Origin of the sequence: Streptomyces sp. NBC_00454 (assembly GCF_041434015.1) — a bacterium.
Classification (GTDB): domain Bacteria; phylum Actinomycetota; class Actinomycetes; order Streptomycetales; family Streptomycetaceae; genus Streptomyces.
This window is the reverse complement of record NZ_CP107907.1, coordinates 2,220,277-2,241,857: the sequence shown is the minus strand read 5'-3', so window position 1 is coordinate 2,241,857 and position 21,581 is coordinate 2,220,277. Positions and strand designations below refer to the sequence as shown.

Sequence of the window (21,581 nt, the reverse complement as noted above, 5' to 3'; positions counted from 1 at the left end):
AGGGGGCGCGGGGGCAGGGACAATGGGCCGGTGCGCTACGCGATCCTCGGTACCACCCAGGCCATCCGCGACGACGGGAGCACGCTCCCCGTCGGCGGAGCGCGGCTGCGCGCTCTCCTGACCGCGCTCGCGCTGAGGCCGGGACGGGCGGTGCCCGCGGCTTCCCTCGTCGCCGAGGTGTGGGACGGGGACCCGCCGGCCGATGCCGTGGCCGCGCTCCAGGCGCTGGTGGGCCGGCTGCGGCGGGCGCTGGGGCACGAGCACGTGCGGTCGGGGGAGGAGGGCTACCTGCTCGTCGCCGCCCGCGAGGACGTGGACCTCTACCGCTTCGAGCGGCTCGCGCGGCAGGCGGCCTCGGCCGACGACCCGGCCGAAGCGGCCGCCCTGTACGACGAGGCCCTCGCGCTGTGGCGCGGCGAGGCCCTGCACGACCTCCCCGACCGGACGGCGGAGGCCGCCCGCTGGGAGGCGCTACGGCTGGACGCGCGCCGGGGCCGGCTGGGTGCGGCCCTGGTGCTGGGCGAGGCGGAGGCCGCGCTGCCGGAGCTGACCGCGCTGTGTGCCGGGCTGCCGCTGGACGAGCCGCTGCAGGCCCTGCGGATCCGGGCGCTGCGCGACGCGGGCCGCCCGGCGGAGGCGCTGGCCGCCTTCGAGGAGGTCAGGCGCAACCTCTCGGACCAGCTGGGCACCACCCCGGGCCAGGCCCTGCGCACCCTGCACGCGGCCCTGCTGAGCCCGGCGGCCGCTGCTGCGGCCCCGATGCGCGCCCCGGCCCCGGCCCCGACCAGCCAGCCCCCGGCCCCGGCGCCCCGCGCGGGGAGCCCCGTACCGGCCGGGCAGGGCAATCTGCGCGCGCGGCTGACCACCTTCGTCGGCCGGGAGGACGACATCCGGGTCATCGGGGCCGATCTCGCGCGGGCCCGGCTCGTCACGCTGCTCGGACCCGGCGGGGCCGGGAAGACGAGGCTGTCGCAGGAGGCCGCCGAAGCCCATGCCGGGGACGGCTGGCCCGACGGGGTGTGGTTCGTGGAGCTGGCCCCCATCGACGGTCCGGCCGGCGAGTCCGACTCCGCTGAGGCCGCGGAGGCTGCCGAAGACCTCGCCGAAGACGTCGCCGAAGACGTGGCCGAGGCGGCCCTCGCCGCGCTCGGAGCCCGCGAGACCAAGCTGCGCGGTGCCTCCGCCGAGGAGATGCGGGTCCTGACCGACCGCGCCGGGGACAGTGCCCTCGACCGGCTCGCGGAGCACTGCGCACGGCGTCGGATGCTGCTGATCCTCGACAACTGCGAGCACGTGATCGAGGCCGCCGCGGGACTCGCCGAGCGGATCCTCACCCACTGCCCCGGCGTACAGATCCTCGCGACCAGCCGCGAACCCCTCGGCGTGCCCGGCGAGCTGCTGCGCCCCGTGGAACCGCTGCCCGACCCCGTCGCGCTGCGCCTGCTCGACGACCGCGGCTCCGCCGCCCGCGCCGGGTTCACCATCGACGAGGATCCGGCCTCCGCCGTGGAGATCTGCCGCCGCCTGGACGGTCTGCCGCTGGCGATCGAGCTGGCGGCGGCCCGGCTGCGGCTGTTGACTCCGCGGCAGATCGCGGACCGTCTGGACGACCGCTTCCGGCTCCTGACCAGTGGTTCGCGCACCCTCCTGCCGCGTCAGCAGACCCTCCGGGCGGTGGTCGACTGGTCCTGGGACCTCCTGGACGAGCCCGAGCGCACGGTCCTTCGCCGCCTGTCGGTCTTCGCGGGCGGCTGTGATCTGACGGCCGCGGAGGCGGTCTGCGCCGAGGACGACGACCTGGACGTCGCGGACCTCCTGGGCTCCCTCGTCGACAAGTCCCTGGTCGTCGCCGCCCCCGGCCCCGACGGCAGCGGCATGCGCTACCGCCTCCTGGAGACCGTCGGCGAGTACGCCGCCGAGCGGCTCGCCGCGGCCGCCGGGGACCAGGAGGCCACCGAGCGCCGCCACCTCGTCCACTACCGCGAACTCGCCCGCGCCACCGACCCGCAGCTGCGCGTGCGCGGCCAGCGGGCCGCCGCCCAGCGGCTCGCCACCGAGTACGAGAACCTGCGTACCGCCCTGCGCCGGGCCGTCGGCCTGCGCGACGAGGGCGAAGTGCTCTGCCTGATCCACTCGTTGTACTGGTACTGGCACATGCACGATCTGCGCACCGAGATGCGGCACTGGTCCAACGCGGCCGGCGCCTTCGGCCCGGACCCCTTCCTGCCGCCCGCCGTCCCCGCGAAGCCCGTGTACGAACAGATCGTGGACAGCCCTCCGCCGTACACCGGGGAGCTCCTCACCGAGGGCTGGCGCGGCGTCCGCCTCATCCAGCTCGCCGCCCGCGACCAGAACAACGAGAGCTGGTACGCGCCTTCGATCCGGCTCCGGATCGAAGGCATGATCGAGGTCTACAGCCCCGGCCTGCCGCAGATCTGCCGCAACCCCGGCGGGCTGTGGATGTACGCCGTCATGCTCTTCGGGGATCCGCAGCTGCTCCGCCGCGTGGTCGACGAAACCGTGGGCACCACCCGACGGCTCGGCCACCCCTGGGAACTGGCCTCGGCCCTCCAGCTGCGCGCCAACATCCTCGCCAACCGCGCGGACTGGGCCGGCAACGCCGCCCGGGACGCCGAGGAGAGCCTGGCCCTCTTCGAGGAGCTCGGCGACGACTGGGGCTGCGCGGAAGCCCTCTCCGCCCGCGCCGAAGCCCGTGAGAAGAGCGGCGAGCACACCCTGGCCGCCGAGGACTACCGGGCGGCCGTCGTGCACGCCGAACGGCTCGGCGCCAAGGCCCAGGTGACGGTCCTTCGGGTCCGCATGGCCGGGGCCCTCCTGGAGAACGGCGACGGCGCGCTGGCCGAGGAGATCCTCACCGGGATCCTGAACACCCCGCAGCGCTACGGCAACGAGGCCATGCCCGCCGCCCGGATGTTCCTCGCGACCCGGCTGGGCTTCACCGGCCGGATCCCCGAGGCCCGCGCCCAGATCCAGAACCTGCGCGAGGAGTTCGCGTTCGGGGCCTACGCCCTCTTCGACGCCTTCCTGATGGGCATCCTGGCCTGGCTGGACATCGAGGAGGGCAGGTACGAGGACGCCCTGGGCCAGGCCCGCAAGGCGCTGGAGGCGGTGGAGGATCCGCTCGCCGCCATGGTCGCTCCCCAGATGCGGGCCGTGTACCTGATGACCGCGGCCGACGCGCACGCCGGTCTGGGCGGCGAGGAGCACGCCCGGTCGGCGGCCCTGCTGCTCGGGGCCTACCGGGCCCATCTGCCGACGGCCCACGTGCCCGTCAGGATGGAACGCGAATGCGCCGCCCGGGCCACGGGGCGGGCGCGGGCCGCGCTGGGCGAAGCCGCGTACGAGTCCGCGTACGCCGAAGGCGGCCGCCTCACGATGGAGGAGGCCGCCGCCCTCGTCTGATCCGGTCCCTCTGTTCTCACGGCCCGTCCGGGACGCGATCCGCACGGACCGCCCGGATCAGGTCTTCTGGCGGAACTTGCGGATGGCCAGCGGCATGGTGACCGCGGTGATCGCCACCGACCAGCCCAGGGTCATCAGGACGGAGTGGCCGACCGGGCCGCCGTTGATCAGCCCGCGGGCCGCGTCGGCCAGGTTGGACAGCGGGTTGTAGTCCGTGAAGGACTGCAACCAGCCGGGCATCGTGGACGGCGGGGCGAAGATCGAGCTGCCGAACTGCAGCGGCATCAGGACCAGCATCGCCATGCCCTGGACGGCCTGCGCGGTCTTCATGGTCAGACCGAGCAGGATGAAGATCCACATCAGCGAGGCGCCGAAGACCGCCGCCAGGCCGATGGACAGGAACAGGTCCAGGACCGAGGTCTTGATCGACAGGCCGAGGATGAAGCCCACGGTGAGCAGGATCGCGATGGCGACCATCATGCGGCCGATCTCGACCACGATCTTCGCGATGAGCACGGACGACCGGGCGATCGGCATGGACCGGAAGCGGTCCATCACGCCCTTCTTGAAGTCGTCGTTGACGCCGGTGCCGACGCCCATCGCGATGTTCATGCCCATCATGGCCATCAGGCCGGGCACCACGTAGTTGACGTACTCCGCCTGGTTGCCCTTGCCGGAGATCGCGCCGCCGAAGACGAACACGAACAGCAGCGTGAAGATGATCGGCATGAACAGGACGTCGAACATCGACTCGGGGTCCTGCTTGATCTGCAGGGCGTTGCGGCGCACCAGGGCGCCGATGTGCCGCAGGTTGGCCCGCAGGCCGATCCGGCCCTCGCCGTCCGGAACGGTGCGCTGCGCCCTGGAGGGCGCGGGGGCGCTGGGCTTCGTCGTGGTTACGGTGCTCATGCCGCGACCTCCTCGGTCTGCTCGGTGGGGATACGGTCTTCGGTCGAGGAGGGCTTCTGGCCGGTGATGGCCAGGAACACCTCGTCGAGGCTGGGCAGGTAGGTGCCGAGGTCCGCGATCGGGTACCCGCGGGCGGCCAGCAGGCCGACCACCGCGGTGAGCTGCTCGTCGCTGAGGATCGGGACCAGCAGGACGCCCTCGTCGGGTACGGCCTGGGTGCCGGCGATCCCGTCGAGCCCGGCCTCCGCGAGGGAGCGGGCCATGCCCGGCAGATCGGCGGAGGAGACGGGGCGGATCTTCAGCGTGCGGCCGCCGACCTGGGCCTTCAGCTCGTCGACCTTGCCGTTGGCGATGACCTTGCCGCGGTCGACGACCGTCAGCTCGCTGGCGAGCTGCTCGGCCTCCTCCATGTACTGGGTGGTGAGCAGGACGGTGGCCCCCTCGGCGACCATCCGCTGCACCTCGTCCCAGACCTCGTTGCGGGTACGGGGGTCGAGACCGGTGGTCGGCTCGTCCAGGTAGAGCACGGCCGGGCTGCCGATCATCGAGGCGGCCAGGTCGAGCCGGCGGCGCATGCCGCCGGAGTAGTGCATGGCCGCCTTCTTCGCGGCCTCCGTGAGGGAGAACCGCTCCAGCAGCTCGTCGGCGCGGGCCTTGGCGTCCTTGCGGGACAGGTCCAGCAGCCGGCCGATCATGTAGAGGTTCTCCCGGCCGGAGAGCTTCTCGTCCACCGAGGCGTACTGGCCGGTCAGGCCTATGGTGCGGCGCAGCTGCCGGGGCTGGCGGACCACGTCGTACCCGGCGACGAAGGCCGTGCCGGAGTCGGGGACCTCCAGGGTGGACAGGCAGCGCACGAGGGTGGTCTTGCCGGCGCCGTTGGGGCCGAGCACCCCGTGGACGGTGCCCTCGCGGACATCGAGGTCCACACCGTCGAGGGCTTTGGTCTCGCCGTAGTGCTTGACCAGCCCCCGCACCTGTACGGCGTGCGAGCCGTTCGGGGGAATGTTGTCGTTTCGCGTCATGTCCACCATGGGACCACCGGCCACTGACAAAGCACCGACAGCCGACCGACAGCCCGCCGACAAGGGTGTCGGCGGGCTGTCGGTCGGACTGTCCCACTAGTGGAAGGCGTGCTCCGCCTGCGGGAACGTTCCGCCGACCACGTCCTCGGCGAAGGCCTTGGCCGCGTCGCCCATGGTCTGGCGGATGTTCGCGTACTGCTTGACGAAGCGCGGCAGCTTTCCGCTGGTCAGCCCCATCATGTCCGTCCACACCAGCACCTGGGCGTCGCACTCCGAGCCCGCGCCGATGCCGACCGTCGGGATGTGCAGGGACCGGGTGACCTCGGCGGCCAGCTCGGCCGGGACCAGCTCCAGCACCACCGCGAAGGCACCCGCGTCCTGTGCCGCCTTCGCGTCGCGCAGCAGCTGGTGCGCGGCCTCGTCGCCGCGGCCCTGGACCCGGTAGCCCATGGCGTTCACGGACTGCGGGGTCAGACCCAGGTGGGACATGACCGGGATGCCGGACTGGACGATCAGCTCCGTCTGGGCCAGCGAGCGCTCGCCGCCCTCCAGCTTGACCGCGCCGACCCCGGCGTCCTTGACGAGCCGGGTGGCACTGCGCAGGGCCTGTACGGCGCCCTCCTGGTACGAGCCGAACGGCAGGTCGCCGACGATCAGGGCCCGGCTGGTGCCCCGTACGACGGCCGCCGAGAGGATGGTCATCTCGTCCATGGTGACCGGGACGGTGGTCTCGTAGCCGAGGTGACAGTTGCCCATGGAGTCGCCGACGAGCATGACCGGGATGCCGGCCTCGTCGAACACGGACGCGGTCATCGCGTCGTAGGCGGTGAGCATGGGCCACTTCTCGCCGCGTTCCTTGGCGAGGGTGAGGTCGCGGACGGTGATGCGCCGGGTGCCCGTGCCTCCGTACAGCGTGGCGGAGGCGGCTTCGCGGGCAGGCGAAACGGCATGCGTCATTGCAACTGCTCCTTGATGTTCATCTCGAGGCACCCTTACGGCGTCCCCGGACTCACCCACCATGGTGGCACTCGTCCGGCCCGGCGGGGAAGTGCCACGAAGCCCGGTTCGTCCGCCGTTCGTCACACTCCAGGCCGGCTCCGGGGCCGCTCCGGGCCCGCGCCCGGCGCACGCCCGGTCCGTACCGGCCAATGTGCGCGTTTCGTGACAACCGGAACCTCGGCCGCTCGCCCGTTCGTCCTCCCGGACGTACGGCCGAGACAATCGGCACGGAACGCTCCGCATATCGCCTAGGGTCAAGAGGCGGGGACGGAGCGCGAGCACGGCAGCGAGGGCAGTGGCATGGCACAGGCGTACAAGACGGAGATGGGGAGCGACGGCTCGGAGCCCGAGCCCTCCCGAACCGGCTTCCCGCGCCGGCTGGCCGATCTGCGGGGCGACCGCGGCATCTGGCGCCGCGGCATCGTGCTGGCGGCCCTCGCGGTGCTGCTCTGCCTCGTCATGCTCTTCCACGCCGAGCTGCCCAACGACATCGGCAACCTCGGCAGCCTCACCGAGACCTTCCTGCCCTGGCTGGGCCTGGCAGTCCCCGTCCTCTTCGCCGCCGCGGTCTTCCGCAGGTCCGCGACCGCCCTCATCGCGATACTGCTGACCGCCGCCGTCTGGGTGAACCTCTTCGGCGGCCTGGTCACCGACAAGGCCCGCGCGGGCGGCAACCTCACGGTCGCCACCCACAACGTCGACGCCGACAACGCCGACCCCGCCGGCACCGCCGCGTCGATGGCCAAGTCCGGAGCCGACGTCCTGGCCCTGACCGAGCTCAAGGGCAGCGCCGTCCCCGTCTACGAGAAGGCCCTGGCGGACACCTACGAGTACCACGCGGTCGAAGGCACCGTCGGCCTGTGGAGCAAGTACCCGCTGGTCTCCAGCCAGCCCGTCGACATCAAGATGGGCTGGACCCGGGCGATGCGCGCCACCGTCCGGACCCCGAACGGGGAGGTGGCGGCCTTCGTCGCGCACCTGCCCTCGGTCCGGGTCAAGCTCAACGCCGGTTTCACCGCCAACCAGCGCGACAACAGCGCCGACGCCCTGGGCGCCGCGCTCGCCGCGGAACCGCTCAAGCGGGTCGTCCTGCTCGGCGACCTCAACGGCACGGTCAACGACCGGGCCCTGTCCGAGGTCACCTCGCAGCTGCGTTCCACCCAGGGCGCGTCCGGCGACGGCTTCGGCTTCAGCTGGCCCGCGCAGTTCCCGATGGCCCGCATCGACCAGATCCTGGTCCGCGGGGTCACCCCGGAGGCCTCCTGGACGCTGCCCCGCACGGGCAGCGACCACCTTCCGATCGCCGCCCGGGTCACGGTCAAGCCGTAGCCCCGTAGGGCGGGGGGCTACGCCTGCTCGCGCCAGCCGTTCGTGATGGGCAGCCGGCGGTCCTTGCCGAAGCCCTTCGCGGAGATCTTCGTGCCCGGCGGGTACTGCCGGCGCTTGTACTCCGCCGTGTCGACCATCCGCAGGGTCTTCGCGACCAGCTCGCGGTCGTAGCCGGCCGCGACGATCGCCTCCAGGCCCTGGTCGCGGTCCACGTAGAGGTCCAGGATCCCGTCCAGGACGGGGTAGTCCGGCAGCGAGTCCGTGTCCACCTGCCCCGGGCGCAGCTCGGCGCTCGGCGGCTTCACGATGGAGTTCTCCGGGATCGGCGGGGTCTCGCCGCGCTCGGCCGCCGCCCGGTTGCGGTACTCCGCCAGGCGGAAGACGTCCGTCTTGTAGACGTCCTTGATCGGGCCGTACGCGCCCACGGAGTCGCCGTACAGGGTGGAGTAGCCGACGGCCAGCTCCGACTTGTTGCCCGGGGCCAGCACGATGTGGCCCTCCTCGTTGGAGACCGCCATCAGCATGGTGCCGCGCAGCCGGGACTGGAGGTTCTCCTCGGCGAGCCCGGTCAGGCCCAGCGATCCCATGTAGGCGTCGAACATCAGCTCGATCGACACGGTCCGGAACCGCAGCCCGGTCCGCTCGGCCAGGTCGGCGGCGTCGCCCCTGGAGTGGTCCGAGGAGTACTTCGAGGGCATCGAGATGCCGTACACGTTCTGCGCGCCGATCGCGTCGCAGGCGATGGCGGCCACGAGCGCCGAGTCGATGCCGCCGGAGAGCCCGATCAGGACCGAGTGGAAACCGTTCTTGCGGACGTACGCGCGCAGGCCCACGACCAGGGCGTCGTAGATCTCCTCGTCGTCGTCCAGGCGCTCCGCGTAGCCGCCGGTCACGACCGCCTCGTACGGTTCCACCGGCTCCTCGGAGAGGATCATGCGGTCGATGCGCAGGCCGTCGTCCACGGTGCCCTCGACCGGGGTGGCCGAAGCGGCGGGGAGGTCGAGGTCGATCAGCACGCAGCCCTCGGAGAACTGCGGGGCGCGCGCGATGACCTCTCCCGCGGAGTCCACGACGATGGAGTCGCCGTCGAAGACCAGCTCGTCCTGGCCGCCGATCATCGCCAGGTAAGCGAGGGTGCAGCCGGCCTCCTGGGCGCGTTTGCGCACCAGTTCGAGGCGCAGGTCGTCCTTGTTGCGCTCGTACGGGGACGCGTTGATCGAGATCAGCAGCCCGGCCCCGGCGGACCGGGTGGCGGGGACGCGCCCGCCCTCCTGCCAGAGGTCCTCGCAGATGGCCAGGGCCACGTCGACCCCGCGCACCCGGACGACCGGCTGGGTGTCGCCCGGCACGAAGTAGCGGAACTCGTCGAAGACCCCGTAGTTGGGGAGGTGGTGCTTGGCGAAGCGCAGGACGACCTTCCCGCCGTGCAGGACGGCCGCCGCGTTCTCCGGGGACCCCGCCGGGCGGCCGAGCCTGGGCGCGGCCTTCTCCGTACGGTCGAGGTAGCCGACGACGACCGGGAGGTCGCCGAGGCCCTCGGCCGCGAGGCGCTCCGCGAGTTCGCGCAGCGCCGTACGGGAGGCTTCGACGAAGGAACCGCGCAGGGCGAGGTCCTCGACGGGGTACCCGGTCAGCATCATCTCCGGGAACGCCACCAGGTGGGCGCCCTGTTCGGCGGAGTGCCGGGTCCAGTGCACGACCGAGTCGGCGTTGGCGGCGATGTTGCCGACATGCGAGTCGATCTGATTCAGAGCGAGACGAAGTTGAGGCACGGAGCCACTCTAATCGTCTTTCTGACGCGATGTCCTGGACATCGCCGGTTCAGCGGCTTCAGCCGATCGGACCGGCGTACTTCACGGAGGGCAGACGGCCGCCCGGGGTGATGTCGGCGGTCAGGTTCGCGGTGCCCTTGGGGACCTCGTAGGCGATGACTCCCGTCGCCGAGGCGCCCGGCAGGATGTCGCCCTTGACCATCTTCGGCATGTCCCCGTCGAAGACCATCTTGCCGGCCAGGCCCTGCTCGTCGCGGAGGTTGGGCACCGAGTAGATGACTTCGAGGGTCTCGGTCGAGTTGTTGGTGATCGTGAGGGTCACCTGAACGGCGTTGCCCACCTTGATGTACTCGCTGTCGGTGACGTACTTCTTCGGCGCCGACAGCTTCACCTGGACCCCGCTCGGGTACGTGAAGGTCTCACCGAAGGGCAGCGCGCTGGTCATGCCGGGCTTCTGGGTCGGCGAGGGGGAGGGGGTCGGCTTCGCCGGGGTGCTGGGGTAGACCGGGGCGCTCGGGTAGGTGTCCTCGTCCCAGCGGCCCTCGGAGATCGACTCGTCGAGCTTGCCGACGAGGGCCTGGGTGAGGAAGTAGCCGCCGACCGATGCGCCCATGGCGACGATGCCGAGGACGGTGCCCACCACGGCCATCGTGCCGCGCGGGGCGCCGGAGCGGGACCGGACGACGGCCGCGATGCCGAGTCCGAGGCCGGTCACGCCGAGCAGGGCGCCGGCCCAGAAGAGGAACGGGATGAGCCCGACCACGATGCCGAGCAGGCCGAGGACCAGGGCGGCCACGGCCATGCCGTTGGCGGGGGGCGGGGGAGCCGGGTAGCCGAACTGCGCCGCCGGGTAGGCGCCGTTGGTGGGCGCGGACCAGGGGTTGGCCGGGGCGCCGGGGCCGCCGGGTGCACCCGGGCCGGGGGCGCCGTACGGGGCTGCGTACGCGGGCGCCGCGGGGGCGGCCGACGGGGCGGGGCTGACCGGGGCGAAGGGGGCCGGAGCGGGGGCCGGGGCCGGTGCCGGAGCCGGTGCGGCGGCGGGGGCCGTTGCTGCGGCGGGCTCGGCGGCGGGCGCCTGGGCGGGCGCGGCCGGGGCCTCGGCGGGTGCCTCGGGCCGGCTGTCGGCCGGGGCCTCGGGGGCCGCCGGGGCCGCCGGGGCTGCCGGCGCATCGGCCGGGGCCGCCGCCTCGGCCGGGGGCTTGGTGAGCGACAGGGGCTGCGCCGGCGCCGGTATGGATGCCGCCTCGGGTATGGAGACGCCCGCGGGCTCCGTCGGCGGGCCGGACGGGGTGCTGGGCTGGTTCGGCGGGGTGCTCATACCGGCGGGAAGTCCTTCAGTTCGCAAGCGGCGCGTGACGATCACCAGCCTGTCATGGACGCGCGCCGGTGCGCCGGGCATTTCGGCAGGGTGCGGGCCCGCCGGGCCCGGCGGGGCGCCGGCGCCGCGCCCGTTTCCCGCGCGGCGCCCACCCGGTACCGGCCCGGTACCGGGCGGGCGGTGCCTAGCGCTGGTAGCCGAGGACCGTCATCATCCCGGCCTCCGAGTGGTAGACGTTGTGGCAATGCACCATCCACAGGCCGGGGTTGTCGGCGTCGAAGTCCACCGTCAGCTTTCCGCCGGGCAGGATCGCCGCCGTGTCCTTGCGGGCCCCGACCGCCCCGCCGCCGAGCGCGAAGGTGTGCCCGTGCAGGTGGAGCGGGTGCCACATCGTTGTGGAGTTGTTGAACTCCAGCCGGACCCGTTCCCCGGCCTTCACCGGATGACGCTGGTCCGGCGCGTACGGCTTGCCGTCGAAGGCCCAGTCGTACTTGGACATGCCGCCGGTCAGTTTGATCCGCACCGTACGGTCCGGCTCGCGCGCGGCGAGCGCCACCGGCCCGGCGGCCTTGAGGCCTTCCGCCGTCAGCGGCCGCCCGGACAGCTCGGCGGGCCGGGTCGCGGCGGTCGGCGCCGCCCCCGAGCCGGTGCGCAGCAGCGCGAGCGCCGACGCTGATTCCCCCTTGCCCTCGGCGAGCGCGGTCAGCGGGAACACCCCGTCGCCCGCCGTCACCAGGACGTCGTACCGCTCGCCCATGCCCAGGAGCAGCGAGCGCGCCGAGGTGTGCTCGACCGGGAACCCGTCGGTGTGGGTGACCGTCAGCTCGTGGCCGCCCAGGGCGATCCGGAAGGCGGTGTCCCCGCCCGCGTTGACGATGCGGAGCCGGATCCGGTCGCCGGGGCGGGCGGTGAAGACCGAAGGGTCCTCGGGGGTGCGGCCGTTGACCAGGTAGTGCGGGTACGCGACATCGCCCGCGTCCTTGCCGAGGACCTCGCTGTCGCCGCCCATGAGCACCCGGGACGGGCCGCCGGAGGCCGGGGCCGAGGGGCTCGCGGGGGCGGCGGGCATGTTCATGGAGCCGTGGCCCGCATGGCCGCCGCCCCCCGAGCCCATGTCCATGCCCTTGCGGAGCTCGGCGAGCACGGAGTCGGGGGTGGAGCCGTCCACCCCGTCGAGCCAGTCGTCCAGGACCACCACCCACTCCTTGTCGTAGGACAGGGGCTCCTTGGGGTCCTCGACGATCAGCGGCGCGTACAGCCCGCGGTCCTGCTGGACCCCGGAGTGGGGGTGGAACCAGTACGTCCCCGGGTGCGGGACGGCGAACTCGTAGGTGAACGAGCCGCCCGGGGCGACGTCCCGCTGGGTCAGCCCCGGGACCCCGTCCATGTCGTTGCGCAGGGCCAGGCCGTGCCAGTGCAGGGAGGTGGCCTCCGGGAGGTTGTTGGCCAGGGTCAGGGCGAGGGTGCCGCCCGCGGTGACCCGCACTTCCTGGCCGGGGAGCCGGTCCCCGTACGCCCAGGTGCGCACGGAACGGCCGCCGCCGAGGTCGATCGGGGTGGCGGTGGCCGTCAGCCGGACCTCGGTGCGCGGGCCGGTGGCCTTGCGGGCGGCCTCGGCGGCCCGGACTTCGGGGCCGGCCGGGTCCACGTAGCCGCCGGGGGTGGCGCGGGAGGAGCCGCCGTCCATGGAGCCGGAGCCGTGGTCCATGCCGGCCATGCCGGATCCGGAGCCCGAACAGGCGGCGAGCAGCCCGGAGCCGGCGAGGGCCGCGCCGGCGCCGAGCACGGCGCGGCGGGACGGGGGCGGGGTTGGAGACGTGGACGGGTTCGGGTTCGGGTTCGGGGAGGAAGTGGGCGAGAAGGGGGAACGCATGGCGGAACACCTCGTGATGGCGTGGCGCGGGCAGGTGGGCACCGTCTGCCGCCGCCCCGCGGACGTGCGGGGGCGACGACGGGGCCCGGCCTATACGCGCTGCACCGCCAGCAGGGTGAGGAGTTCGCGGGGCGGCGGCGGGTCCGGACCGCCCGACCGGCCCGGCGCACGGGCCGCGCCCCCGAGCGGCGCGGCACGGCGCGGGCCGGCCAGTCCGGCTCCGAGGACCAGCAGGGTGAGCGCGCCGAGCACGGCGAGACACACCGACATGGGGTCCATGCCGGTGTGGGGGCGCGGGGCTTCGGCGGCGACGGGGGAGGCCGTTTCCGGGAGCTCCGCCGCGGCCGTTTCCGGGGCCGTCGCATGTGTGGCGGAGTGTGCGGCGGCGGTGGTGTGGTCCGGCGCCGATCCGGAGGGCGCGTGTCCGGCCGCGGGAACGAAACGGACGGCCGGTACGTCATCCATGGCGTGGGCCTGAGTCGGATGGCCCAGCGTGTGCATGCTCACGATGCCCAGCAGCAGCGCGGCGAGCAGGAGCAGCCGGGTCCACCGGACAGCTTCTCGCTCGGTACGCAGGGCAGGGCGCGTCATGGGCGGAACCCTACCCGGGGTGGGTATCCGATCGTAGGACCGGGCCCGGCCGTGTTTAGGATTAGTCCGACTATGTCCGTAAAGGCCTGTTCTTGAAGCCGTGAAGTCCTGGAAGTCCGTGAACAGCAGTCCTTCCCCCGCCGGAACGCCGAGGGCCGGAGCGCCGAGGCCAGGAACGCCGACGGCCGGAGCCCGCGCCGTAGCCCTGCTCATCGGCCTCGGCGCCGCCGCCTACACCGCGTGGGTCCTCGAAGTCGTGCTCTCCACGGGCCTCAACCCCATCGAGACGTACGTCAGCGAACTCGCCGCCCAGGACCAGCCGCTCGGCGGCCTGTTCCGGGCCACCGACTTCACCGCGGGCCTCCTCGCCTTCTTCGGCGGCCTCCTGGCCCTGGCCCGCCTCCCGCGGCACGCCGAATCCCGCCGCTTCTGGTCCGTCACCGGCTGGGCCGGAGTCACCCTCTTCGGCGCGTCCACCGCCGCCGACGCCTGGCTGCCGCTCAGCTGCGCGCCGACCGTGGACCCCGTGTGCGCGGCCCGGGAGACCGCCGGACTGGTCCCCGCCACCCATCAGGCCCATGCCATCAGCAGCAGCCTCGCGATGACGGGCGCGCTCGTCGGGATAGTGGCCCTCACGGTCGCCGCCCGCCGCTACAGCCGCTTCGCCCCGCTCGCCCGGTTCGGCCCCGCGCTCGTCGGGCTGGAGCTGGCCGCCACCGTCTGGACCCTGGCCGCCATCGCCATGTTCACCGCCGGGCACGGCACCTGGGCCCTCGGTGCGGGGCAGCGGCTCCAGGTGCTGTTCGTGGCCGTGTGGCTCGGCCTGCTCGCCTACTCCGTACACAAGGAGCGCCGCACGTGACCGGTGTGTTCGTGCGCGTCGGGGGAGTACCGCTGCACGTCGTGGTCGAGGGCAGCGGTCCGCCCGTGGTGCTCAGCGCCGGGCTCGCCATGGCCTGGTTCGACTGGGATTCCGTGGCCGAGCTGCTCGTCGCCGCCGGCCGCACCGTCATCCGCTTCGACCGGCCGGGGCACGGGCTCAGCGCCCCCGCCGCCCGGCCGCCGAGCGCCGCGGGAGAGGCCGACCGGATCGCCGGGCTGCTGGACGCGCTGGGACTGGGCGGGGTCCCCGTCACCCTTGCCGGGCACTCCATCGCCGGTTTCCACGCCGAAGCCTTCGCCCGGCTGTACCCGGGGCGCACCGCGGCCGTCGTACTGGTCGACGGCAGCGTCGAGGAGCGCCCCCGCACCGTCCTCCCGGCGTCCGTGCGGACCGCCGCCGCGCGTGTCCTCGGCGTGGCCCTGACCGCCGCGGGAGTGCCCGCCGCGCTGGGGCCGACGGCCCGGCGGGCCGCCGTACGGGGCTCCCGCGCGGGCGGCGCGGACCCGGCCGCGCCCGATCTCGTACGCCGCTGCTACCGGACCGGCCGCGTCTGGCGCGGGATCCTGCTGGAGAACTCCCGCTACCCGGACGTCGCCGCCGAGGTGCTGGCGTTGCGCGCGGAGCACCCGCTGACCGTGCCGGCCACCGTCCTGGCCGGCTACGACGGCACCGCGCGCGGCCCGGCGCTGGCCTGGCTGGCCCGTCAGGCGGAGCTGGCCGACCGGATCGGCGCCCGCTTCGAGGTCGCGGACCCGGCGGGCCACCTGGTCATGCTGGACCGCCCGCACCAGGTGGCACGGGCGGTCCTCGGCGCACCGGAGCCGACAGGGTCCAGGGCGACCTGGAGCGACCTGGAGCGACCTAGGGCGGTCTAGGGCGGTCTAGCCCTTGGCGTAGACCGCTTCCGCCCAGCCTGCTATCTGCTCCTCGGACAGGTGCTTGGCCAGATCGGCCTCGCTGATCATGCCGACCAGCCGCTTGTCCTTGATGACGGGGAGCCGGCGGATCTGGTGGCCCTGCATCTCGTGGAGCACCTCGGAGACGTCCGCGCCCGCGTCGATCCAGCGCGGGGTGCCCTTGGCCATGTCGCCCGCCGTGATCTTCGACGGGTCGTGCCCCTTGGCCACACAGCCCACGACGATGTCGCGGTCGGTCAGGATGCCGCAGAGCCGTTCGCTGGCGTCGCTGATGGGCAGTGCGCCCACGTTGAGGCGGGCCATGAGCTGAGCCGCCCGGTCGAGGGTCTCGGTGGCGGGGATCCACTGGGCCCCGGGGTGCATGATCTCTCCGGCGGTGGTCATCGCGTAAACCTCCTGAGCACGCCGTAGCGGCCGGGCGCGGGTGCGCCCGCCTCGGCGTCCCCATCGTCGTTCGGCCGTTCGGCCCACGCGACCCGACGGGGTCGGCGCAGGGCCGTACGGGTGACGGCGCGGGCGGGCCGCTGCCCGCCCGCGCCGTCACCTCACCCTGTCGGCTCGGCCCCGCGCTGCTTCAGCATGTCGGCCATCAGGGCGAGCTCCGACTGCTGCGCCGCCACCATGCCCTCGGCCAGCGCCCGCTCGGCGGGGGTCCGGCACTGCGCGGCGCACCCCTTCGCCATGGCGACGCCGCCCTTGTGGTGCTCGGTCATCAGCCGGAGGTAGAGCACCTCGGCGTCGCGGCCCTCGGCGGAGCCCAGCGCGGCCAGCTCCTCCTTGGTGGCCATGCCGGGCATCAGGGCGCCGGGCTTGGTCACGGCCCCGCCCATGTCGTGCCCCGCCATCCCCTCCATGCCGGGCATGGCGGACATGGAGGCATCGGATCCGGACCCCGATCCCGTCTCCATCCACGACATCGGCGGCTCGTCGGCCACCACCTTCGGCAGCCCCCACAGGTCCAGCCAGCCCAGCATCATGCCGCGCTGGTTGGCCTGCGTGTTGGCTATGTCGTACGCGAGGCTGCGTACCGCCTCGTCCTTCGTGCGGTCGCGCACGATGAAGGACATCTCCACCGCCTGCTGGTGGTGCACGGACATGTCCCGGGCGAAGCCCGCGTCGGCGGAGTAGAGCGCCGGGGCACGGGAGGACGTACCGGCCAAGGAGCCGCCACCGGATCCGCCCGCGCCTTCGTCCCCGCTCGCGGCGGCGACGGTGGCGCCGACCGCGAAGAGCAGCGCGAGGCCCACGGCCGAGCCCGCGACCCAGTACGTACGGGTCGTGCCGCCACCGGTACCGCCGCCGCTGCCGGCCGCCTTGCGGATCACTTGTCGGCCAGCCCGTTCGTGCAGGCCGCGCCCGGCTCGGGGGTCTGCGGGCCCTGGACGTACTTGGTGAAGAACTGGGCCACCCGCGGGTCGTCCGCCTTGTCCACGGTCAGCTGCTTGCCCCACGCGCTGAGCATGATCGTGCCGGCCTGCTCCTTGTCGGGGCTCATCAGCGTGTACGGGGTCTTGCTGACGGTCCCGGCGAGCTTCTCGACGTCGGCCTTGTCGGCCTTCTCGTTGTACGTCACCCAGACGGCGCCGTGTTCGAGCGAGTGGACCGCGTTCACCTCGGGAAGCTGGTTCTTGTAGACGTCCCCGTTGCAGTTCATCCAGCGGGGGTTGTGGTCGCCGCCGACGGGCGGGTTCATCTCGTACTTCACCGGGGTTTCCACGTGCTTGCGGCCCAGCGTCTTGACGTCCCAGTTCCGCTCGCCGTCGACCGGAGCCTTGGCGGCCGCCACCTTCGCGTCCTTCTTGTTCTGCTGGTCGATCATCACCCACGCGCCGAAGCCGATCAGGCTGGTGACGACGGCCGCCGAGACGGTGATCGCGATGGCCTTGTTGCGCCGGTCGTTCGCCCTGTCGGCCCGGCGCATCTCGGCTATGCGCGCCTGGCGGGAGTTGTTGTCGGTCCTGTTGCTGGCCATGTGCCCTGGTTCCTTCTGCTGAGGGGGGTGGAGGAGATTCGCCGGAGCCGGACCCGTCAGGTCCGCAGCACCTGGAGCACATGCAGGTCGGGGCCGCGCGCGAGCGCTGCGGGCGGCCGGACCCGCCCCTCGCCGGAGACCCGTGCCGCGGTCGCGGCCGCGCCGCCCGCCGTCGCCACGGCGGGCGGCGGCGGGGGCAGCACGCCCGGGGTCACGTGCGAGAGCGGGGAACAGCCGGGCAGGTCGTGCGGCGACACGCAGAAGACGCGCTGCGCGGCGCCCGGCCGGTGGGCGGCGGTGTGGGCCGTGGTGTGGGCCGTGGCCGCACGGCCCGTGGCTGCGTACTCGGTGGCCGCGTGCCCCGTACCGGCGGCGGGCCGTGCGCACAGGAACACCGCGCCGGCCAGCATCCCGAAGGCCATCAGGAGGACGGCGCGCCGGGGCAGCGGACGTCGCTGACGTCCCCGCTCCCCGTGCTTCCGGCCCCCCATGGGCGCAGATGGTAATGCTCATGACGGGTCCAAGGTCAGTCCGGGGGTGCCGCGGGCTTCCCGGGGTGCGTAATCTGGCGGAAACCACCGCTGGCGATACTGGGCCGGCCCGACTGTGCCCCGGATGTGCCCCCGGTCTCCGGGATGGTGGTGCACAGCCCGTCTGAACTGCGAGGATGAAGGTATGGACAAGCAGCAGGAATTCGTCCTCCGGACGCTCGAGGAGCGCGACATCCGCTTCGTGCGCCTGTGGTTCACCGACGTACTGGGCTTCCTCAAGTCCGTCGCGGTCGCGCCGGCGGAGCTGGAGCAGGCCTTTGACGAGGGGATCGGCTTCGACGGTTCGGCGATCGAGGGGTTCGCGCGGGTCTACGAATCCGACATGATCGCCAAGCCGGACCCGAGCACGTTCCAGATACTGCCGTGGCGCGCGGAGGCCCCCGGAACCGCCCGGATGTTCTGCGACATCCTGATGCCGGACGGCTCCCCGTCGTACGCGGACCCCCGCTACGTCCTCAAGCGCATCCTGAACAAGACCTCCGACCTCGGCTTCACCTTCTACACCCACCCCGAGATCGAGTTCTTCCTGCTGAAGGACAAGCCGCTCGACGGCACCCGCCCGACCCCCGCGGACAACTCCGGCTATTTCGACCACACTCCGCAGAACGTGGGCATGGACTTCCGCCGCCAGGCGATCACGATGCTCGAATCCATGGGCATCTCGGTCGAGTTCAGCCACCACGAGGGCGCCCCGGGCCAGCAGGAGATCGACCTGCGCTACGCCGACGCCCTCTCCACGGCCGACAACATCATGACCTTCCGCCTGGTGATGAAGCAGGTCGCCCTCGAACAGGGCGTCCAGGCCACCTTCATGCCGAAGCCCTTCTCGGAGTACCCGGGTTCGGGCATGCACACCCACCTCTCCCTCTTCGAGGGCGACCGCAACGCCTTCTACGAGTCGGGCGCCGAGTACCAGCTCTCGAAGGTGGGCCGCTCCTTCATCGCGGGCCTCCTGCGCCACGCCGCCGAAACGGCCGCGGTCACCAACCAGTGGGTCAACTCCTACAAGCGCATCTGGGGCGGCTCCTCCCGCACCGCCGGCTCGGGCGGCGAGGCCCCCTCGTACATCTGCTGGGGCCACAACAACCGCTCGGCCCTGATCCGCGTCCCGATGTACAAGCCCGGCAAGACCGGCTCCTCGCGCGTCGAGGTCCGCTCGATCGACTCGGGCGCCAACCCCTACCTCACCTACGCCGTCCTCCTGGCCGCGGGCCTCAAGGGCATCGAGGAGGGCTACGAACTCCCGGCCGGCGCCGACGACGACGTCTGGGCCCTCTCCGACGCCGAACGCCGCGCGATGGGCATCGAACCCCTCCCGCAGAACCTCGGCGAGGCCATCGCCCTGATGGAGCGCAGCGAACTGGTCGCCGAAACCCTCGGCGAGCACGTCTTCGACTTCTTCCTCCGCAACAAGAAGCAGGAGTGGGAGGAGTACCGGAGCGAGGTCACCGCTTTTGAGCTCCGCAAGATGATGCCGGTGCTGTAGCCGGTCCGTCGCTGCCGATGTACGTGCGAGGCCCCGCTCCCGGGTTGGGGGCGGGGCCTCGTGTGTGGGGGGTTATGTGGGCTGGACCGCGCGGTGCCAGGTGGGGTGGGTGGGGGTGGGGTGGGCGGTGGTGAGGTGGAGTTCCGCGTCCAGGCCCAGGACTGCCGTGGTGGTGGCGCCGTCCTGTTCCACGGTGGCGGCCGGGGCGCCCGCGTAGAGCATCTTGGACTCCGTCCACGCGGGCGGGCCGCCGAGGCCCGTGGTGCTGATGGTGCCCGAGTCGGCGCGGCCCGACAGGAGGCGGCCGGCCACGGCGACCGCACCGTAGCCGGATCGGCCGCCGGCCTCCGTGATGCTGGAGACGGACGGTTTGGCGGCGCCGGTGCCCGCGGTGACCAGGGCGGTGCGCACGACCCCGGAGTCGGGGCGCCGGAAGTAGAGGCGGACGCCCGCGGGCTCCGCGGTGGCGGTCAGGGGGACGGTGGTGGCCGGGAGCCCGGTCGGGAAGGGGCCGGCCAGCGGGGCGCCCGGGGCGGGCTGGATCCAGGCGAGTACGGACCGGGTGGTGGGGGAGTAGAGGTGGCGCCGCCCGGCGGAGTCGGTGGCCGTCACCGGGTCGCCCTGGAGGTCCTCGCCGCCCAGGCGCTGCCAGTCGCCGAAGGCGCCCGAGGGCTGCTGGGCGCGGGCGCGCAGGGTGCGGCGGGCGTCGCGGGTGTACACGGTCAGGAGCCCGTCCCGGTCCACGGCCGCCGAGGGTGCGCTGATCTCCGAGGTGCTGTCCTCGTCCGGGCTGTTGGGGGTTCCGAGCGGGACCCACGCCCCGAACGGGCCGTCGGGCTCGGACTGGGCGGCGTAGACGATCTCGCGCCGGTAGTCCTGGGGCCGGTCGCCGAAGACGGTCCGGGTGGCGAAGACGGCGACGCGCCCGTCGGGGAAGCGGGCGGTGGTGGCGCCCGGGTCGATGCCGGTGCCGGGGAGGAGGGCCGGACCCTGCCAGGCGCCCGACCCCGACCCCGACCCCGTGACCCCGCCCGGGCCGCGCCTCCAGACGGCCATCTGGCCGTCGAGGGCAGCGAAGGCGTACAGGCGGCCGGGCGCGCCCTGGACCAGCCAGGAGGCGTTGTCGGCGCGGGCGTAGCGCAGCGACTGGGCCCAGTTGTGGCCGGTCGGGCTGCCCGCGACCTTGCGGTCGCCGCAGCCGGAGGGGGAGTTGCAGTAGTTCTGCTTGTCCTGCCAGCCGTACGTGCGCAGGTAGTCGATCTTCGTTTCGGCAGTCTGCGGGTCCAGCGCGTGCGGCAGCGTGCCGTTGTGGTAGCCGAGGTAGTGCTGGACGGAGAACCGGGGCCGCTGCCCGACCGGGACCCGCGCGGCGTACGCGGCGGCCGCGGCCTGCGCGAACCGGGCCGCGTACATGTGGTCCTGGTGGTCGGTGTACTTGCCGCTGTCCAGGTACCGTCCCGGCGTCGGATCCAGCATCCGTACCGTCGTCGGCTTGTACCGCTCCAGGATCCCGGCTATCGCCTCGACGACCTGGTCCTTGGTGTGCGTGTGCGGACGATCGGCCGGGGTCGCGGCCGAGAGCTGGGGGGCGAGCGCCGGTATCCGGCCGTTCCACAGCGCGTGCAGGCTGTCCGGGGCGTCCCCGGCGGCCGAGCGGGCCTCGCGCAGCTGCAGCCAGACCAGGTGGACGTGCGGTTTCGCGAGGAGGACGTCGAGCTCGGCCTGACCGCCGCCCGCGGTGGGTATGGCCGTACGCCGCCACGCGCTGGTGCGGTCTCCGGTGACCATCTCGGCGTAGGCGGCGCGTATGCCGTTCTGCCGGGCCTCCGCGTACCCGGTGCGGTCGGACGGCTGCTTGGGGTCCTTGGCCTCGCCGCCGGCCGCCTCGTTGCGGCCGTCGCTCTCGCCGGCGGTGAGGTACAGGGAGGTGAGCGGGAGGCCGGCCAGCAGGGAGCGGCTGAGGTCCGGGTTCATGAAGAACAGGTCGTCGTCGGGGTGGGCGAGGATCTGGACGACGGATCCGGCGGTGGTGCTCGCCGCGAGGGCGGACCCCGGTCCGGTTTCCGGTCCGGTGTCCGGGTGCGCCCCGGCCGTCCGCTGGCCGGCGGCCATGGCGAGGGCGCCGGTGACACCGACGGTGAGCATCGGGAGCACGGTCGCGAGAAGGAAGCGTCGGCGGGAAACGGGCATGGGTTACGCCTCGGGATCGTTCCGGCAGGAAGGACCGCGCGGAGCAGCCGGTCGGTCAGTGAGAGGCCTTTGCCGGCGCGTTGGTTCATCGGGTTCGCTGACGTTTCGGGCCTCCGAAGATGAACACTTGGGGCCGGACGCCGAATGCGGAGATAAGCGAATAATCGACCCCGTGGTGCGCGTCGGTGAGGAGAACGCCCGCTCCGGCTAAGGTCAATACGGGCGGACCGGTGAATCGGCGGACCGGCGGATCACGGCGAGCAGCACGCGGCCGGGAGCGCGGAGCCGGCAGCACGGTCCCGCGGAACCGCCCGGCCAGGGCAGAGGCAGAGCCGACGTACGCAGG

General features: G+C 73.0%; 16 protein-coding genes and 1 pseudogene. 5 read left to right on the top strand and 12 right to left on the bottom strand.

Translation table 11 applies throughout. From position 1 onward, the window contains the following. The first annotated feature begins 30 nt into the window (after positions 1 to 30). Positions 31 to 3,423 (top strand): BTAD domain-containing putative transcriptional regulator, encoded by a 3,393-nt coding sequence (locus OHU74_RS10375; protein ID WP_371615616.1) that lies wholly within the window; start codon positions 31 to 33, stop codon positions 3,421 to 3,423. A 57-nt stretch (positions 3,424 to 3,480) separates the two neighbouring features. Here the strand turns inward: OHU74_RS10375 and OHU74_RS10370 are convergent, their stop codons facing one another. From OHU74_RS10370 to panB, 3 genes are all read right to left on the bottom strand, one after another. Further along, positions 3,481 to 4,332, bottom strand: coding sequence for an ABC transporter permease (locus tag OHU74_RS10370; RefSeq protein WP_330296144.1), 852 nt, complete (start codon positions 4,330 to 4,332; stop codon positions 3,481 to 3,483). Beyond that, positions 4,329 to 5,363 carry an ATP-binding cassette domain-containing protein gene (locus OHU74_RS10365; RefSeq protein WP_371615615.1) on the bottom strand — a complete coding sequence of 345 codons (1,035 nt, stop codon included), beginning with the start codon at positions 5,361 to 5,363 and terminating at the stop codon, positions 4,329 to 4,331. The genes OHU74_RS10370 and OHU74_RS10365 overlap by 4 nt, the downstream gene beginning before the upstream one ends. Positions 5,364 to 5,450: 87 nt before the next feature. Continuing rightward, positions 5,451 to 6,311, bottom strand: a complete 861-nt coding sequence (panB, locus tag OHU74_RS10360) for a 3-methyl-2-oxobutanoate hydroxymethyltransferase (RefSeq protein ID WP_371615614.1) — start codon at positions 6,309 to 6,311, stop codon at positions 5,451 to 5,453. A 425-nt stretch (positions 6,312 to 6,736) separates the two neighbouring features. Between panB and OHU74_RS10355 the strand changes: the two are divergent. Beyond that, a pseudogene (locus OHU74_RS10355) lies at positions 6,737 to 7,682 on the top strand (endonuclease/exonuclease/phosphatase family protein); the annotation flags it as partial. 17 nt (positions 7,683 to 7,699) lie between these two features. Here OHU74_RS10355 and OHU74_RS10350 read toward each other — a convergent pair. From OHU74_RS10350 to OHU74_RS10335, 4 genes are all read right to left on the bottom strand, one after another. Then, positions 7,700 to 9,454 carry an NAD+ synthase gene (locus OHU74_RS10350; protein WP_371615613.1) on the bottom strand — a complete coding sequence of 585 codons (1,755 nt, stop codon included), beginning with the start codon at positions 9,452 to 9,454 and terminating at the stop codon, positions 7,700 to 7,702. A gap of 58 nt (positions 9,455 to 9,512) precedes the next feature. Further along, on the bottom strand, positions 9,513 to 10,772 hold the full coding sequence (locus OHU74_RS10345; RefSeq protein ID WP_371615612.1) for a DUF4190 domain-containing protein: 1,260 nt from the start codon (positions 10,770 to 10,772) through the stop codon (positions 9,513 to 9,515). A 184-nt stretch (positions 10,773 to 10,956) separates the two neighbouring features. Further along, positions 10,957 to 12,645 (bottom strand): multicopper oxidase family protein, encoded by a 1,689-nt coding sequence (locus OHU74_RS10340; protein WP_371615611.1) that lies wholly within the window; start codon positions 12,643 to 12,645, stop codon positions 10,957 to 10,959. 90 nt (positions 12,646 to 12,735) lie between these two features. Next, a complete protein-coding gene (locus OHU74_RS10335) occupies positions 12,736 to 13,236 on the bottom strand; it encodes a hypothetical protein (protein WP_371615610.1) in 501 nt (166 codons plus the stop codon). Between the two features lie 205 nt (positions 13,237 to 13,441). Here OHU74_RS10335 and OHU74_RS10330 point away from each other — a divergent pair, with 205 nt between their 5' ends. Both OHU74_RS10330 and OHU74_RS10325 read left to right on the top strand, forming a co-directional pair. Further along, complete coding sequence (locus OHU74_RS10330) at positions 13,442 to 14,098, top strand: DUF998 domain-containing protein (protein WP_371619634.1); 657 nt, start codon at positions 13,442 to 13,444, stop codon at positions 14,096 to 14,098. Then, positions 14,095 to 14,994: an alpha/beta fold hydrolase gene (locus OHU74_RS10325; protein WP_371615609.1), complete on the top strand. Its 900-nt coding sequence runs from the start codon at positions 14,095 to 14,097 to the stop codon at positions 14,992 to 14,994. Before OHU74_RS10330 ends, OHU74_RS10325 begins: the two co-directional genes overlap by 4 nt. 6 nt (positions 14,995 to 15,000) lie before the next feature. Here OHU74_RS10325 and OHU74_RS10320 read toward each other — a convergent pair whose 3' ends face one another. The 4 genes from OHU74_RS10320 to OHU74_RS10305 all read right to left on the bottom strand — a co-directional run bounded on the left by OHU74_RS10320 (position 15,001) and on the right by OHU74_RS10305 (position 17,499). Beyond that, on the bottom strand, positions 15,001 to 15,420 hold the full coding sequence (locus tag OHU74_RS10320; protein WP_371615608.1) for a CBS domain-containing protein: 420 nt from the start codon (positions 15,418 to 15,420) through the stop codon (positions 15,001 to 15,003). A gap of 161 nt (positions 15,421 to 15,581) precedes the next feature. Next, the gene (locus tag OHU74_RS10315) at positions 15,582 to 16,271 is read right to left on the bottom strand and encodes a DUF305 domain-containing protein (RefSeq protein WP_371619633.1); all 690 of its coding nucleotides are present in this window, start codon (positions 16,269 to 16,271) and stop codon (positions 15,582 to 15,584) included. A gap of 86 nt (positions 16,272 to 16,357) precedes the next feature. Further along, positions 16,358 to 17,008, bottom strand: coding sequence for a DUF3105 domain-containing protein (locus OHU74_RS10310; RefSeq protein WP_371615607.1), 651 nt, complete (start codon positions 17,006 to 17,008; stop codon positions 16,358 to 16,360). Between the two features lie 56 nt (positions 17,009 to 17,064). Then, positions 17,065 to 17,499, bottom strand: coding sequence for a hypothetical protein (locus tag OHU74_RS10305; RefSeq protein WP_371615606.1), 435 nt, complete (start codon positions 17,497 to 17,499; stop codon positions 17,065 to 17,067). Positions 17,500 to 17,683: 184 nt separating this feature from the next. Between OHU74_RS10305 and glnA the strand changes: the two genes are divergently transcribed. Beyond that, on the top strand, positions 17,684 to 19,045 hold the full coding sequence (glnA, locus tag OHU74_RS10300) for a type I glutamate--ammonia ligase (RefSeq protein WP_267757824.1): 1,362 nt from the start codon (positions 17,684 to 17,686) through the stop codon (positions 19,043 to 19,045). 72 nt (positions 19,046 to 19,117) lie between these two features. Here glnA and OHU74_RS10295 read toward each other — a convergent pair whose 3' ends face one another. After that, a complete protein-coding gene (locus tag OHU74_RS10295) occupies positions 19,118 to 21,235 on the bottom strand; it encodes a PIG-L family deacetylase (protein ID WP_371615605.1) in 2,118 nt (705 codons plus the stop codon). Between the last annotated feature and the right edge of the window lie 346 nt (positions 21,236 to 21,581).